The sequence below is a fragment of the Mucilaginibacter daejeonensis genome (genome assembly GCF_020783335.1).
In the GTDB taxonomy this organism is placed as follows: domain Bacteria; phylum Bacteroidota; class Bacteroidia; order Sphingobacteriales; family Sphingobacteriaceae; genus Mucilaginibacter; species Mucilaginibacter daejeonensis.
In genome coordinates, this window is sequence record NZ_CP086068.1 from 2,586,341 (window position 1) to 2,601,019 (window position 14,679).

At 44.3% G+C, this 14,679-nt stretch carries 16 protein-coding genes and 1 other RNA gene; 5 read left to right on the forward strand and 12 right to left on the reverse strand.

From position 1 onward, the window contains the following. Positions 1 to 100: 100 nt before the first annotated feature. Complete coding sequence (locus LLH06_RS10890) at positions 101 to 754, forward strand: alpha-ketoglutarate-dependent dioxygenase AlkB (protein ID WP_228169321.1); 654 nt, start codon at positions 101 to 103, stop codon at positions 752 to 754. A gap of 11 nt (positions 755 to 765) precedes the next feature. Here LLH06_RS10890 and LLH06_RS10895 read toward each other — a convergent pair whose 3' ends face one another. Next, positions 766 to 1,749 carry a nucleotide kinase domain-containing protein gene (locus LLH06_RS10895; protein ID WP_228169322.1) on the reverse strand — a complete coding sequence of 328 codons (984 nt, stop codon included), beginning with the start codon at positions 1,747 to 1,749 and terminating at the stop codon, positions 766 to 768. Continuing rightward, positions 1,746 to 2,591: a hypothetical protein gene (locus tag LLH06_RS10900; RefSeq protein WP_228169323.1), complete on the reverse strand. Its 846-nt coding sequence runs from the start codon at positions 2,589 to 2,591 to the stop codon at positions 1,746 to 1,748. Before LLH06_RS10900 ends, LLH06_RS10895 begins: the two co-directional genes overlap by 4 nt. A 236-nt stretch (positions 2,592 to 2,827) precedes the next feature. Here LLH06_RS10900 and LLH06_RS10905 point away from each other — a divergent pair, with 236 nt between their 5' ends. Continuing rightward, a complete protein-coding gene (locus LLH06_RS10905; protein ID WP_228169324.1) occupies positions 2,828 to 3,400 on the forward strand; it encodes a hypothetical protein in 573 nt (190 codons plus the stop codon). Positions 3,401 to 3,572: 172 nt separating this feature from the next. Here the strand turns inward: LLH06_RS10905 and LLH06_RS20700 are convergent, their stop codons facing one another. The 3 genes from LLH06_RS20700 to LLH06_RS10915 are packed head-to-tail and all read right to left on the reverse strand — an operon-like array spanning position 3,573 to position 4,733. Further along, positions 3,573 to 4,034: a serine hydrolase gene (locus tag LLH06_RS20700; protein WP_262909315.1), complete on the reverse strand. Its 462-nt coding sequence runs from the start codon at positions 4,032 to 4,034 to the stop codon at positions 3,573 to 3,575. Between the two features lie 19 nt (positions 4,035 to 4,053). Next, positions 4,054 to 4,512, reverse strand: a complete 459-nt coding sequence (locus LLH06_RS20705) for a serine hydrolase domain-containing protein (protein WP_262909316.1) — start codon at positions 4,510 to 4,512, stop codon at positions 4,054 to 4,056. After that, positions 4,464 to 4,733 carry a beta-lactamase family protein gene (locus tag LLH06_RS10915; protein WP_228169325.1) on the reverse strand — a complete coding sequence of 90 codons (270 nt, stop codon included), beginning with the start codon at positions 4,731 to 4,733 and terminating at the stop codon, positions 4,464 to 4,466. Before LLH06_RS10915 ends, LLH06_RS20705 begins: the two co-directional genes overlap by 49 nt. Before the next feature lie 596 nt (positions 4,734 to 5,329). On the opposite strand from LLH06_RS10915, the gene LLH06_RS10920 reads away from it, so the two are divergent. Both LLH06_RS10920 and LLH06_RS10925 read left to right on the forward strand, forming a co-directional pair. Further along, positions 5,330 to 6,742: a hypothetical protein gene (locus tag LLH06_RS10920; RefSeq protein ID WP_228169326.1), complete on the forward strand. Its 1,413-nt coding sequence runs from the start codon at positions 5,330 to 5,332 to the stop codon at positions 6,740 to 6,742. A gap of 2 nt (positions 6,743 to 6,744) precedes the next feature. Then, positions 6,745 to 7,122: a hypothetical protein gene (locus tag LLH06_RS10925; RefSeq protein WP_228169327.1), complete on the forward strand. Its 378-nt coding sequence runs from the start codon at positions 6,745 to 6,747 to the stop codon at positions 7,120 to 7,122. A 774-nt stretch (positions 7,123 to 7,896) separates the two neighbouring features. Here the strand turns inward: LLH06_RS10925 and LLH06_RS20800 are convergent. The 3 genes from LLH06_RS20800 to ssrA all read right to left on the reverse strand — a co-directional run bounded on the left by LLH06_RS20800 (position 7,897) and on the right by ssrA (position 10,177). Continuing rightward, a complete protein-coding gene (locus LLH06_RS20800) occupies positions 7,897 to 8,175 on the reverse strand; it encodes an ORF6N domain-containing protein (protein WP_394800330.1) in 279 nt (92 codons plus the stop codon). Positions 8,176 to 8,345: 170 nt separating this feature from the next. Beyond that, on the reverse strand, positions 8,346 to 9,605 hold the full coding sequence (locus LLH06_RS10930) for a site-specific integrase (RefSeq protein ID WP_228169328.1): 1,260 nt from the start codon (positions 9,603 to 9,605) through the stop codon (positions 8,346 to 8,348). Between the two features lie 204 nt (positions 9,606 to 9,809). Beyond that, positions 9,810 to 10,177, reverse strand: a transfer-messenger RNA (tmRNA) gene (ssrA, locus tag LLH06_RS10935). 204 nt (positions 10,178 to 10,381) lie between these two features. Here ssrA and LLH06_RS10940 point away from each other — a divergent pair. After that, a complete protein-coding gene (locus tag LLH06_RS10940) occupies positions 10,382 to 11,776 on the forward strand; it encodes a serine hydrolase domain-containing protein (protein ID WP_228169329.1) in 1,395 nt (464 codons plus the stop codon). 62 nt (positions 11,777 to 11,838) lie between these two features. Here the strand turns inward: LLH06_RS10940 and LLH06_RS10945 are convergent, their stop codons facing one another. The 4 genes from LLH06_RS10945 to LLH06_RS10960 all read right to left on the reverse strand — a co-directional run bounded on the left by LLH06_RS10945 (position 11,839) and on the right by LLH06_RS10960 (position 14,578). Then, a complete protein-coding gene (locus LLH06_RS10945) occupies positions 11,839 to 13,200 on the reverse strand; it encodes a pyridoxal-phosphate dependent enzyme (protein WP_228169330.1) in 1,362 nt (453 codons plus the stop codon). A gap of 132 nt (positions 13,201 to 13,332) precedes the next feature. Beyond that, the gene (locus LLH06_RS10950) at positions 13,333 to 13,698 is read right to left on the reverse strand and encodes a hypothetical protein (RefSeq protein WP_228169331.1); all 366 of its coding nucleotides are present in this window, start codon (positions 13,696 to 13,698) and stop codon (positions 13,333 to 13,335) included. Next, a complete protein-coding gene (locus tag LLH06_RS10955) occupies positions 13,695 to 14,249 on the reverse strand; it encodes an RNA polymerase sigma factor (protein WP_228169332.1) in 555 nt (184 codons plus the stop codon). Before LLH06_RS10955 ends, LLH06_RS10950 begins: the two co-directional genes overlap by 4 nt. After that, a complete protein-coding gene (locus LLH06_RS10960; protein WP_228169333.1) occupies positions 14,249 to 14,578 on the reverse strand; it encodes a hypothetical protein in 330 nt (109 codons plus the stop codon). The genes LLH06_RS10955 and LLH06_RS10960 overlap by 1 nt, the downstream gene beginning before the upstream one ends. Positions 14,579 to 14,679 lie beyond the last annotated feature (101 nt).

A 14,679-nucleotide genomic window follows, 5' to 3' on the forward strand; every position in this document is an offset into this window, starting at 1 on the left:
TAATGATCAACAGCTAACACGTCTCCCAAACTTACCCAGCACCTGCTTGTTATACACCAGTACGATTCGCATGTTCATAATAGCGAACTGGCTCTCAAATATGGAAACTGCATTACCTGGTCTGTTCATTTATCCGGACCTTATCGACGAGGAAAAAGAACAACAATTGCTTAACGAGATCGATAGCCAGACCTGGATCGTGGACTACCTGAGGCGATTACAGTATTATGGTTTCCGAAATGAACTGGAAAAACCGTATCCATTGATACCCTTCCCTATCCCTATGCCGCCGGTCATCCATCAATTGGCCATGGAACTTGTCGAACAAAAGATCATTGATCTGCAGCCCGACCAGGTGATCATCAACGAATATGTACCGGGTGAAGGCATCAAGCCGCATAAGGACAGGGCCTATTATGAGAATCAGATCTGCGGCGTTAATCTGGGAAGCAGTTGTGTGATGCGCTTCATCAAGGGCGATGGCGTGGAGGTATTTGATATAGAGATACCAAGGCGGTCGGTCTATGTGATGCAGGACGATGCCCGTAAAAAGTGGAAGCATGCCATACCGCCACGCAAAAAAGATAAGGTGGATGGCGAAGTACATCATCGGGATAGACGAGTGTCCATTACCTATCGCAAAGTTAAGCCCAAGCAGGTGCACCCGATCGATCCGCAAGGTAAAGTAGCCAAGATCTTACAGGAAACATTTCATATCCGCCCGGAGCAGATCACACTGCTTAGTAAAAGGTGAATATAGTTCGATCAAAGTAGGCTATTCAGCCGCTCGTTCAGCCCCCACTTCGGAGGGAAAAAGTAGTTGATGTCATGATCGATGCGGCAATAGACCTGCTTGATCTTTGTACGGCCGGATATCCCGCTGATCTCGGGATGGGCGACACGTGCGTACTTATCAGTTTCACAAAAGAGATTTTGGCAATCGATCAGCTGCAAGGGCCTTCCCCATAAGGTCTTAAATTCGATGTCTAAGCGCTCGAATTCTTGTTCCTGCCTGTCGGTCACATACCGTATGATGTCCGCTTCGGTATAGCCGCCCAGCTCACTAAAGCATTTGCGGATACCGTCCCTGGCACCAGGACCAGGCATCACAAAGTCCATCTCACTGAAATCGGTCAGGGTACTGTAGTTGATATCTATCGCATACTGGTAAGCCAGGAACTTGCCTATCGTGGGATAGCTTAGCAAAAGTTGATACACTGCTTCCAGCGATACGGCATGCTGGACCTGTTCCGCTAAGCGTGACCGCATCATGTGTTCGATCAGTTCAAGATGATTCTCATGTTTGCGGGTATGACCATAAGCACTGGTACCTGAGGTCATCAGATAAGCGCCGGAATAGATCGGTCCGCCTGCCCTGATCGCTTCATCCAATACCTGAGCATATCTTTCTAACGAAAAGTCACGCCAGGTCACCTGACCGAACTCCTGCTCAAAGAGTTGCCAGGTCTCGATCTTGTTGAATAACTTGAAAAGGATAATGCGGAACAAGAGCTCTTCAGGCCTTTGATCGCCAGTATAAATAACTTCTTTGATGAGGTATTGACTTACCCGGTCTGCCGCACGATAGGCATTCGTGAACTTATGCTTAAGCAATATCGGGTCGGTGGTCAGTTGAGCTTTTCCTGCAAGCCGAGCAAAAAAGATGTCCTGCCGCGCTGCCGCGAACTTCCAGTAAGTATCCAATACTTTAGAAGCAACAGGAGGCCGTTGGTTGATATGGATGTTCATGGACGAGCTAATGACCACTGACCATTCACGGAATTGATGCTACTTAAAAGCGCCCGGTTGATCTGGTCATACAAATAGAATGACAGGTCCTCATATCGTTGTGCATCTTCTTCTTTCTCAAATCCGAGATCGTTCCAGGAACCCATTCCGCCAAACACATGGGCGGACATCGCAGCATATAATAGCTGCAAAGCCGGTCGGTCATAACCATTTTCGTTGATCTGCTCACTGTACCAGTTGTTGGAGGGTGCAGCACCGTTCAATACGTTAAGGGCACCTTTGAAGATATCTGCCCAATTGTTGAGCTCATGTTCGCGTGCGAACGCTTCAATGTCTATCAATATGTCCTTGAAGGTCTCTCTGATCTGCATCGTATCAGGACAAAAGTCAATGGTATCGGTCTGACCGACCGTTCGGCCATAACTTACTGACCATATTTTGCGTTCAGGATCGTCCTGCCGGGCAACTACCCACCGCGGTGCCCAAAAATCGGAGTAGGACGGATATATCGCCTCCATAAGCCACGTTCCACCACCGCCCACAAAGCCGGCCATTTTATGGTCGGGGGTACGGTCAGGCCCTTCTTCCGAAGGATGGTAATAGGCTTTTAATTGATAGCAGCCATCACCTTTAAGTACATTGAACCATGCGATAGGATCCGCAGCGATCATTTGTTCTCTGGCTGTACCATCAGGGTCAGTTGCCAGGTGGAGAAATTCTATCGTGTTGCAAAACTGGAAGGTGATATTGTTGGGATAATATCCCGGTGCTACTTCCCCCTTTGATAAAAAGTAGTTACCATGGGTGATCAGTGATAAAAGCTGGCTGGTCGTTCCGTTCATAAATGATCGTATGTTCTCATTGATAAGAACGTGACCTGCCAATATGTTTACGTTTTTACCCTTTATTTACAAAAGATCGTTGATCGGCCAGCAATGGCAGAAACAAAGCAAAAGGTGTCTCGTGTATCGGCGTCTGCTCAAAAATCCAAATTGCCTTCGACATTCTCGCTCACAATTCATCGATCAGATCTTAAGATCGTATTGACCATATTACAGATATCCTTATTTTTGAAATTATGGCAGAAAGGATCCCCAAAAAAGGAATATTGGAATACATTGAGGGCTTGCAATCCTATTTTGGGATCCTTTATGTAACATTCGTTGCGATAGGGATGCTTTTCGAATATCAACGTTACCAGGTTTATGGCATCAACATTTTCCTGTTCGCTGACATTTTTGATTTTTTACTCGCCCCGTTAAGAGATATAAGCGTACTACTTTATATCCTTCTGTCTATGACCATCATTTATATACTCTTGAAGGCTGACGAGTACTTGAGGCAACAAAGACCGGCGTGGTATCGCAAGACGACATTTGGCCTGGACGGTAAAAGCTGGTTCCCGATACTACATCGTCTCTCATATGGCGCATTGTTCATATTTTATCTGTATATCTCGTCATTAAGCATAGCGAAGAAAAGTAAGCAGATGATGTTGACCTCAAACAATCACTACCTTATACGAACCAATGATGATAAGCTGGTGAAAGCTTACATCTTGGGAAGAGCAAAAGACGATCTAATACTTTTTGACGTAAGCAACAAGGTAACGATCATGCCCTTAGGCTCTATCAGATCAATGACCAAGTGACCGTCATTATCTTGAACCTGCTGACCAAGCGAAAGCCATGAGTTCAGCATTCCTATCTTTATTTATGCAGTTAAAGGTCTGCGATCGATCCTAATCTCTTTATAATTTGATCATTATACCTAATAGTTTTACTTCACTAAAGGATCATATTAGAAGGGACTATTGTGAAAATCTATTTTTTAGTCTTAACTGTTTTTAGCCAACTTTGGTAGATCGGAAACCAGACCCGATCACCATTGGATCCGTTACATAGAACGATGATGCCGCTTTTCGTTGGCAGGTCCGAAAATAGAGCGGCACTCCAGCCTACATTTTCTCCGGTGTGTCCTATGGTTCTGAAACCTTCATAATTCATAAAACGATATCCCAGCCCGCTCTCACCTTCATTGGAACTTGGAAGAACAGGAGTTTCCATTAACTTGATGGTGCTCGGTTTCAAGACTGTATTCAATTGTTTTGGATTACAGTTAATTGACAATTCTGCAAAATGTGCTGGATGTTTGATAGTGGTCTGAAGTCCAGCCGCTGCTTTTTCAGTGAAGATCCGGTTTTTTATAGGATTACCATTCTCGTCATATGCCGTTGCTGAAGTAGCCATCATTTCTGCTGTCCATTCATAATTGGTATTCTTCATTCCAAGTGGCAGGAGGATATTATTTTTTAATATAGGTGGCAAAACTCTGGTTCGTTCTCTCTTCAAGGAGCAGTTGTGCAAGAGTGTAGCCTCCCCCGGAATAGTCCCATTTAGTTCCCGGCTCGCTGATAAGATGTACGGTTTCACCATTGCGTTTGGTTTTTCCGTTCAGCGATTCTTCCAGACTTAACAGTGGTAATCCTTGGTCTGATCCTCCGTAACCGTGTACTGAAAGTCCTGCAGTATGGCTCAAGATCCGTCTTAGTGTTACTCTTGATCTGTCAAATTCAGATTCCGGCAGATGCCATCGGGTTAGATACTGATCAACGGGATCGTCCAGTTTGATAAACCCCTTTTCAGTAAGCTGCATAAAGCCCCAGGCAGATACCAGCTTGGAGATAGAACCAATATTAAAGATCGTTTCAGAAGCTACTGGTTTTTGCTTGCAAGATCCGCATAACCAATCGATTGTATCCAAGCAATCTTTCCATCCCTTATCACGGATACTGCTACTCCGGGAACATTATTCTTCACGGTAAGTTCATTACCTACTGTTTCAATTTCTTTATACAGCGGATCTATTGTCTGAAGAATTGCATTCTGGGAATGTCTAGTTGCCGAACAAGAGAAAATCATTCCAAAATAGACGATCAATAAGGTAAATGAAAAGAAGCTTTTTAGGTGAATGTTATTTTTCATAAATTTTAATGAGCCAATATTTTAATATTCAAAATAATGATCAGATGCAATAAAATATTGATATGAAAGAACTAAGCTAATGAAATAATTAACACCTATTCTCAACAATAAGTGGTTGGGGAACTATAGGATTTGTTTGAGACGATCACCGCTTATGGCGATACCCAAATACGCAGTATTCACTGCATCTGCTTTTTCCGATTTCTGTTGAGTTATGCATCGATTCCTTACAGTTTAGCTGAACCGATTGAGATGCCTGCCTAATAGGATTGGCCTGCGGGATGTGAGGAAAGTAAAGGTAGCCAGATCACAGCTTCAATCACTCTAGCGATTAACGTTATTATAAAGAATAACTTTCAATTCAACATTGCTCATAATTTTTTCACTGCGGCTCTCAATAGAACAAATTTAATAACGATATACTAAAGGGATAATTACAAGGCTGCGCTGATCGGTATTTTTACTGGAAGCGGTCTGCACACTGGGGAAGAGTACCAGTGTCAACCATCACAATTTTCCAGTGAGGTGTCTTTTTTTGACCTAAATCAAATAATTGTTAATTATTGGTTATTATTTTAGAGCTTGAACGAGAGCCTATGAAAAAGATATTACTTGTATCGGCCTTAGTTTACCTCTTATTATCCGCTTGTAAGAAAGATGCTTCACTCGAAGTTAAACAAGTGGAAACGACCGCCACTGAAAGAATCACCAAAGAAGAAGTTAAAGATTGGTATGATACGGTCAAGAGCTCCAATTCATACAAAAAAGAAAGTGCCGGTAGTACCAATGAACATTTCTCCATTAGCCAATTAAAGTTTGATTTAGACAGCTTGAGCTCCGTCAAAAGTCAGGGCGGGAATATCCTGATGACAAATACCAATGGTAGGGTCAAAAAAGAGAGCTTGAGTTACGGGTATCGAAGGATAAGCTTCTACAAGAATGAAGCTGGTGAGATCAAATTTCGGATCTATGAGATCGTCCCTGACATCAAATATTATCTTTCGAAAAGAGGTAAGATAGAAAATGACTTCACCGGGAACATTTTGATATTTGACGAGAACTATAAACTGATCGGCGGCAACAGGCTAGTGAATAATAAAGTAGTGGCAGGGATAAGACCGATGGGCCAGCCGGAGTCAGGTGCTGCTAAAAAAGTGACCATGTCCTCCATCACCGCCTGTTCATCCGGATCAGATGTCTCGGTATCATATGGCGAGAATGGCATGTATGAAGTTCATTATTATTACTATTCGACCTGTTCAACGGTAGCGATACAAGATGAGATGCCAAGTACCTTTCCGAGCGACATGGGCGGTGGTGGCGGTGGTGGTGCGATCGGCACCCCTCCAGCGGCTGACATTCCACCGGTGGTCATCCCGCCAACACCATCACCCAAGATCGACCCAAAAAAATTCATGGATTGCTTCGGTACCATCTCTGATGATGGTGCTAAATTTGAGGTCAAAGTGCTGGTACAGCAAGCTGAACCCGGTTCTACTTATGGCTATGGACAGAATTCTGTCGGTCATACCGCTTTACAACTGACCAAAACGGGAGCCGATGGACAAAGTATCACGCAAGTGGTTGGGTTCTATCCTTCCGATCATAGCAGCTTCCAAAGCCCAGGGGAAGTGCACGACAATGGCGATCTAATGGACTATAATATCAGCGGCACTTATCAATTAGACGCCCAATCTTTCCGGAATGTAAAAAATTACATTTCTGAGCCGACACCGATGTACAACCTCTTTGATTTTAACTGTACTTCGTTCGCTTATAATGCGATGCTTACTGGTGGTGTTACGCTGCCAAGCGCAACAGGTTATCTAAAACTACCATTGGTCCCGAACACTGCAGGAGCATTGATGACGTATGCTTTTGACGGCCCGTCGATAATGGTACCGGCAGATATGCCGGGTGTATTAGGTGAGGGAATGCGCCAACAAAATAGTCCTAATGTAAGTACTGCCGATGGTGCCGCACCTGCGAGCCACGGCCCATGCAACTAACTATGAAAAAAATATATTGGATACCGCTAGCTACATTGGTTGCGATCATACTAATCAATTTTTTCCCATTTCGCATGGTCACTTATCTTTTTAAAGAAGATTATACTTACGCGAACTATAATGGTGAATATATTTGCAGCGAATATTTTGGCAAAGGAAGTTCATACGCTGGTTGCCAACGTAAATTTAAAACTTTCTCAGAACGACATCCTGATGAAAAAGACAAGACCATGTACCGAATTTTCACCATCAAACCGTGGCGATTTTGGCAGTGGTACGAATATTTTGGAAAGGATAAAAAACGTTTTTCTCTTCCCTATCGCTCACCTGAGAAAATCAATGAGACCCGGCTAGAAGAAGGACTTCCTGCATGGAAGTGATACATTAATCAGCCCGAATGAACGAGGCAATGAAGGCCCGGCACAAAGATTGTCGGGTATTTTGCGGAGCATTAACGACCGCCTGTGTCGGCTGAGGCAGAGTGGCGGTAGCTTCCCAGCTCAGCCGACTTAGGCAACCGCTTCGGCCAAAGGATCGGCCGCGGAAACATGGAGCGACGGATCGCCAGGCCGCACGACGATACGCTTGATCGAGTTCACTAATACCTAAAGGCTCTGCCTGTAGGAACAGATCTCCTGAAGTAGCTTCGCTAAAGCTTCATGCGCTGTCTCAGATATAGGCAAATGCCATGAATGCTTTGACCATGATCTCCACTATCGTCCAATGGAACAAACACACCTCGGTATTTCTGTAGTTAGACCGTGTCGGTATGGGGCAACGAGAGCGGTGTGCTTCAGTAAGTATAACCATCTGTCGGTAAGCTCCATGATATGAATTTCATCATCGTTCAGACGGTATACCCCATTTGACTCACGCGCTAACTTCAATTTTTGAAACGACAGGTGAGGAAATTATGACCAAAGGGTAACCTGATGTCATACACCATACCTTGTCGCCCGACAAAAGGCATGCTATAAACCCAGAGATACGACTATGCGGGATGCAATGATGTAATATGACCGGCCATGCAAAGTGGCCGTGTGGATGCCGGGATAGGTAATGAGTTTAAAAAGAATTTCTATGCACGCTCCTTTAGCCTCGAAGGTGCAGGCAACCCTGATGAAATGCATCAGGGGCCCCAGCGGCATCCTTTTCTAAGGAAAACATATGGCTGATGCCCGTAAGTAAGAGATGTTCAAATCGATCAAAGGAATAGTTTTAAGCTGTGTCCCCCAAAAAATGTATTTTCTGGAAGGAGTAGCATTTTGCGACACCATGAAATAAGCTTCTTCATCTGTCAATTGGAACGTAAAGTGAGGAGAAAATCTTTCCACATTTCGCTTTACCTGTTCTCTTGATCGTTTGGGAATCGTTCGATACATTTCTTTTGGATCTATATCTAACATATTTATAACGCGTCTAATAAAATCAATTTTTCAGCGATTGCTTACTTACTTTTGGTACGTTCGTTGATTTTTTCAATTTTGAAAGTGATCACATAATGAGTAGCGTTTATCTAGATAACAAACTATTTCGCAAGTTTTAAAACTTACTTGATATTCCAAATTGGAACATCAAGTAAGTTCATTTCAATCGAGCCTAGTCATTCTGACTGAAGTTTCTTCCTTAGCATACCCATATCTTCACCAACTTTTAGATCCAAGATTCTTGCATAGTGTTGAGTTGTTTTGATGTTCGTATGTCCAAGCATTTTCGAGACACTTTCTATTGGCACGCCATTTAATAAGGTAACAGTGGTCGCAAACGTATGCCTGGCGATATGAAAGGTAAGATCTTTCTCTATACCGCATAGATCTGCTATTTCCTTTAAGTAAGCATTCATTTTCTGATTGCTTAGTATCGGCAAAAGCCGGTCCTCGTTTTCGCATTGAGGATGATCCCGATATTTCTCGATGACGGATAGTGCATAGGGTAACAAAGGAATGCGCGATGGCGTGTCAGTTTTTTGACGGCTGGTGAATATCCATTGCTCGCCATCAAAACCGCGAACGATTTCCGAACGCTTCAGCTTTTGGACGTCCACATATGCCAAGCCGGTATAGCAGCTGAATAAGAAGATGTCCCTAACCTGATCCAGCCTGCTACCTAAAAGTTTTTTGGTAGCCATGATATCAAGTTCTTCTTTTGAAAGAAATGGTCTATCAACCTTTTTGATCTTTATCTTATAATTCAAAAATGGGTTGACTGTTATCCACCCATTGGCAAGGCAGATACGCACAATCTTTCCGAAGTTCTTAATATACTTAAACGCCGAGTTGTTATTGCACTTTCTTACAGAACGGAGGTAAAACTCGAACTCAGTAATAAATTGGTGATCTATCTGTTTAACCCGGATGTCCTTTTTATTGTATTTCCATTGCATGAAGTCAATGGTATGCTTTAAGGTGGTTTCATACCGGGTAGCAGTTGCAGGAGCGAACTCACGATTGACCAAGGCCATCACTTTTCGGTTATGTTCTTGAAAAACCTCCACTAACATCATCGGTTTTTCGACTTTACCTAAATACCTGTTTTTTATCTTCTCAGCAGTAATTTCTTCATCGTAATCCTTGAGATATCGCGCTGTATCATTGATCTTCATCTCAAGTATGACCAGAGTCGAATTAACTTCCTCGATCTCGGGCGTCCTTCCTTTGGCTCGCCCTTCACTTGGGTCCCATAACCTGGGCTCAATTCTTTCACCGGTTGCGATCTCAACACGTTGTCCGTCCACAGTAATTCTCATGTAAACCGGAACTTTCTGCTCTTTGGCATTTGCTCTCTTTTTTAGGTAAAAGAGAATGGCGACATTTTTAGTCATAAAAAAGCTGTTAAAAGTTAAACAAAAATAACTTCGCAGCATAATTCAAACAAGATGTTCACTCGCTGAACATCTTGATAATCAATTAGTTTGATCCCTTCTGGTGAGCAGCTTAGTGTAAAGTGATCTGCTCACCAAAATAGTCACCAAAATGGCCGTTCAACGGTGAGCAAATCAAACCAAAATGCAACAAAAAAACCCTCAAACATAGCGTTTGAAGGGTTTTAGTGGTTTTTGATACCTACTTAGTGGAGCCGGAGGGATTCGAACCCTCGTCCAAACATGGTATAAGGTAAGCTTTCTACATGCTTAGTTCTGTTAAATTGTCGGGAAGGGGAAGGTCAGTAACTCACCTATACCTTCTTCCGTAGGTGCTTGTTCTCGCCTGCTTAGCGCACCTTAAGCAAGCCAGTTCCGTCTGTCGATGCCCCGGATGCCGGCCCGATGGAACGGGAGACCGGCGGGACAAAAGCTATGCTAATTCTAAATTAGGCAGCTAAGGCGTAGTTATTTTCGCCATTTAAAAGTTTGAGCGTTCAGATTAGAGCGCTAATTCACCCAACGCGCTGCATGCTTACTTACTTATCTCCATCCTGTCAATTCCGGTCGACCCCATTTTTATTGATGAGTACTGGCTCTGTCATAGCAACAGATAAGTATTGGCAAATGTACAAATTTTGAGCCAGATCGTTACTTCTGCCACGTATTCTTATTCTACACTTTCTGCTGACCCATCATTGTTCCCCCTGTCACAAAGTATTTTCGCCTGATCGTAACTAATTAATTAACTGGTGGTCAAACACTAAACCTGCCGAACAATGACACGATCTTTATCATTTCAAAAATCATTGCTGTTACTGATGCTGCTTCCAATTTGCAGCCGGGCGCAAACCATTTTGACTGACAGTGCTGCAAAGCAGCTTGACGCAGCGGTAGAAGGCTTCAGACAGCGGTACCATTCGCCAAGCTTAGTGTTGGTTATTGTGAATGACCAGCAAGTGGTGTATAAAAAGGCCAGCGGCTATATCGACGTTGATCAGGAAGTACCCGCCACCGTGGATAGCAAGTATCCGGTCATGTCTGTATCTAAGCTTTTTACAGCCACTATGCTGATGCAATTGAGGCATAACAAAATGTTAACGCTGGAAGACGACGTTAGGAAATATGTTCCCGAATATCCCTTGCAGGGAACCACTTTGCTCCAATTGGCCACGCATACCGCCGGACTACCGCGTAATACTCACGCCGACCTAAACTTTACTCAACAGATAGACCGCTGGATGCTGGGTAAAGAAAACATTAACGTGTTGTATCCATCGACCAAGCAAGAGTTACTACGATCACTTAGTAAGATCGAGCGCGAATACCCGGTCTACCATTTCCTGGGGTATAGTGATCGGCATTACTCCAACTTGGGCTACAGTATTTTAGGTATCGCTATTGAACGTGCCGCGCACACTACGCATGCTGAATACGTCACGTCGAAGATCTTCCGCCCCTTGCAAATGAACAGTAGCGGCTTTCTGACCGGCCCTAAACAGCAGGATGTGGTCGCAAAGGGTTATGTTTATCAGGATAGTATCGATACTTACAAACGCACACCATTTTTTCAGCCTAATTCGGCCTCGTATGCGGGCGGCATCTATTCTACTGGTAATGATATGGCCAAATTCGTAAGTGCTCAGTTCAAACACAACAGTTCGATATTGCCCGATGCTGATAAGGCCATGATGATGGCACTTAACATCGGATGGAAACCCTCCTACCCTTACACTTTTCACGAGGGTTCTATTTTGGGTTACCGCTCAGAAGTGATGATCAGTCCTGGCAAAAAGATCGGCTGGGTGATCCTGACCAACAGTAATAACTTTGAGTTCGACCGGGTGAACGACGTGATCGGTAAGATCATGGATGGTGTGGTCACTACTGCGCCTGCTATTGCCTTGACCGATTACGCAGGTACCTATCAATTAGTGGGTACTCAAAATACATTGAAGATCTATTTAAAGGACGGTTCGCTATACTCCACTTACCTGGAAAACGATATTCCTGCCAAACCGCTAACGGTGTCGGGGCGGCGCGCCTTTAAAGGTGCCGGCAAGAACGGCTACAATATCATATATGAGTTCCTGACCGACCCGAACGGCCGGGTAACCACTTTGAACATGGGTCAGCTCATGTGGCGCAAACAGGACAGCCATACCACAAAATGACAAAAAAAGAGCGCTGCCCATTCAAATGGACAGCGCTCTTTTTTATTTAAGATCATTCTGCACTATGCGGATATCGCGTTAATGATATCAAATTGAGTAATGATCTCGATCTTGCCTTTCTCATCTTCAACCAATACCGCAATGTTATCCTTATTGATCATGCCCGATATCTTATCGATAGACGTATTCAGATCAACGAATGGGAACGGCGCGGTAGTGATGGTTTGCACCGGTTGCGACCTCAAAGAAGGGTTCTCCAATAAAGCGTCCAGTATATCACTTTCAGTGATCTTGCCGATCACCATACCGTGTTGAGTAACTGGTATTTGTGATATGCTGAGCGTTTTGATGGTGTTGATCGCTTCCAGTACGCTCTTCTCTACATCGATGGTAATGATCTCAGAGCTTTCTTTTTTGCTGATGATATCACGTGCGGTAAGTTTATCATCCTTCAAGAAACCGCGCTCACGCAGCCAGTCCTCATTATACATCTTACCTAAATAGCGGGTGCCATGGTCAGGAAAGATCACCACCACCACATCACCTTCTTTAAAACGGTCTTTCATCTGCAACACACCCGCTATGGCCGATCCACTGGAGTTACCGGCAAATATGCCTTCCTGCATCGCGATCTGGCGGGTCATCAGCGCAGCATCCTTATCGGTCACTTTCTCAAAATGGTCGATCAGGCTAAAGTCCACGTTCTGAGGTAAAAAGTCTTCGCCAATACCTTCGGTGATGTATGGATAGATCTCGTTCTTATCAAAGATGCCGGTCTCTTTATACTTTTTAAACACCGAGCCGTAAGTATCGATACCTAAAACTTGCAGATCAGGGTTCTTTTGTTTCAGATAACGGGCAGTGCCAGAAATAGTACCACCTGTACCCACACCTACCACCAGGTGAGTGATCTTCCCTTCGGTCTGCTCCCAGATCTCCGGTCCCGTTTGCTCATAGTGTGCCTGTGAGTTCGACAGGTTGTCATATTGATTAGGCTTCCACGAGTTAGGCACCTCGCGCTCCAAACGTGATGATACCGAATAATAAGAACGCGGGTCCTCAGGATCGACGTTGGTAGGGCAAACGATCACCTCGGCACCAAAGGCACGTAAGGCATCAAACTTTTCCTTTGATTGTTTATCGGTACTGGTGAATATACATTTGTAGCCCTTGATCACGGCAGCGATCGCCAGGCCCATACCGGTATTGCCCGATGTACCTTCTATAATGGTGCCCCCTGGTTTTAAACGGCCATCCTTTTCAGCATCCTCGATCATCTTCAAAGCCATGCGGTCTTTGATCGAGTTGCCCGGATTAGTGGTCTCTACCTTAGCCAATACAGTGGCCTTAATATCTTTGGTCAGCTTATTAAGCTTTACCAATGGCGTATTGCCAATGGTCTCTAATATGTTATTACTCCACATAATTAGTGGACAAAATTGAGAATATTAATCGGAAATACAGCCTTTGTGGACCGATATTATTTTTATTTGACGTCTTGATGGCTTCGCATCCCAATAGTCCTTTGATCGCTATCTGGTCTTCGTCCCATCGGCTCACATCAATGTGCCGGCACTCATAGTACGGTAGCGTTTCCAAAGACCCAATATCTTATCCAATGATATCAATATCGCTAACACGAATACAGACCTGACCACCGAGCCCACCATCCTTGAAGACGAACTGCTCAACAAGGGCCACCACACGTTAATGGTCGAGATAATGATCACACCCGATATGGCAAAGCCCATCAGGCAGGCTATGGCGTAGATCAGATACTTGCGATCTTGCCTGCGTTCTACCTCCAACTCCACGCCCATCATCACTTTTTCTTCGAATGACATATCGGGCATTGTAAGGCGGCTTTTCTTGATAGCCTCGCTATATTTATATTGATCGTTCGATCCGTTGTCCATACTCATTTGCTTACCTTTATTTGTTGTATGATATTGCTCATGCGTTTGCGGGCGCGATGCAAGATCACCTTGACATTAGCTTCTGTAAAGCCGGTGATGGCGCTTACTTCCTTGATACTTTCCTCTTCTAAATAGAACAGTCGCAAGATCAGTGCCTCATTAGGTGGCATGAACTTGAACGCCTCATTCACCAACTCCATTTGTTCTTGAAAGTGCTCCTCTCCTCCTGCATCATCAGGTATCTCGGTATCATATTCTTCAAATTTTACCGACCGGTCGCGTTTCATACGCTTCAAGGCCAAAAAAGCCGCGTTGACCACGATGCGGTAGAACCAGGTCTTGAACGCCGACCGCCTGTTGAACGTACGTATGCTTTTGAACGCGCTCATGAAAGCATCCTGCGCCACCTCTTGCGCTATCGACTCGTCCTTAACAATGGACACCGCCAGCGTAAAGGCCATATCCTGATAGGCACGTATAAAATACCTGAAAGCCGATGTATCACCGGCGATCAGTTTGTCTACATGAACAAGGTCCTCGTGAGGTTCGTTGTTCATCAGGCCTTGTTAAGTTTGCTGGCAATGATGAGTGCTATGCCGCTGCAGCCGCCCACTATCCCTACAAATATGCCATCGCCAGCAAAGTAGCCCATACGGTTAATGGCAGTTACCAGTGCCATTCCGACACTCACCCCTATCACCAGGATGCCCAATGTTAAAAGTGCGTTCCGTCCACTACCTGTAGTGGCGGGTATTGGCTCCAGTCCTTTCTCCAGACGGAGAAGCTTTTCGCGGTGACGGGCCTTGTGTAAGAACAACCAGGTCAAAAAAAAGCAGATGATCAGTACGATGGTCACCGGCATAACGAACATGATGATAATATCCATAATTTTGATTTTTGCCTTTTTGATTACCTGCTCGTTGCGAAGGTTACAAATGCCGATAATAAGTTCAGAAAAACATATAAATATCCAGAAAAACCTGCATT

Excerpts from the sequence above, each read along its gene's own strand:
- LLH06_RS10890 (WP_228169321.1), top strand. The coding sequence starts at position 101 with ATGGAAACTGCATTACCTGGTCTGTTCATTTATCCGGACCTTATCGAC.
- LLH06_RS10895 (WP_228169322.1), bottom strand. The coding sequence starts at position 1,749 with ATGAACATCCATATCAACCAACGGCCTCCTGTTGCTTCTAAAGTATTG.
- LLH06_RS10900 (WP_228169323.1), bottom strand. The coding sequence starts at position 2,591 with ATGAACGGAACGACCAGCCAGCTTTTATCACTGATCACCCATGGTAAC.
- LLH06_RS10905 (WP_228169324.1), top strand. The coding sequence starts at position 2,828 with ATGGCAGAAAGGATCCCCAAAAAAGGAATATTGGAATACATTGAGGGC.
- LLH06_RS20700 (WP_262909315.1), bottom strand. The coding sequence starts at position 4,034 with ATGAAGAATACCAATTATGAATGGACAGCAGAAATGATGGCTACTTCA.
- LLH06_RS10915 (WP_228169325.1), bottom strand. The coding sequence starts at position 4,733 with ATGAAAAATAACATTCACCTAAAAAGCTTCTTTTCATTTACCTTATTG.
- LLH06_RS10920 (WP_228169326.1), top strand. The coding sequence starts at position 5,330 with ATGAAAAAGATATTACTTGTATCGGCCTTAGTTTACCTCTTATTATCC.
- LLH06_RS10925 (WP_228169327.1), top strand. The coding sequence starts at position 6,745 with ATGAAAAAAATATATTGGATACCGCTAGCTACATTGGTTGCGATCATA.
- LLH06_RS10930 (WP_228169328.1), bottom strand. The coding sequence starts at position 9,605 with ATGCTGCGAAGTTATTTTTGTTTAACTTTTAACAGCTTTTTTATGACT.
- LLH06_RS10940 (WP_228169329.1), top strand. The coding sequence starts at position 10,382 with ATGACACGATCTTTATCATTTCAAAAATCATTGCTGTTACTGATGCTG.
- LLH06_RS10945 (WP_228169330.1), bottom strand. The coding sequence starts at position 13,200 with ATGTGGAGTAATAACATATTAGAGACCATTGGCAATACGCCATTGGTA.
- LLH06_RS10950 (WP_228169331.1), bottom strand. The coding sequence starts at position 13,698 with ATGAGTATGGACAACGGATCGAACGATCAATATAAATATAGCGAGGCT.
- LLH06_RS10955 (WP_228169332.1), bottom strand. The coding sequence starts at position 14,249 with ATGAACAACGAACCTCACGAGGACCTTGTTCATGTAGACAAACTGATC.
- LLH06_RS10960 (WP_228169333.1), bottom strand. The coding sequence starts at position 14,578 with ATGGATATTATCATCATGTTCGTTATGCCGGTGACCATCGTACTGATC.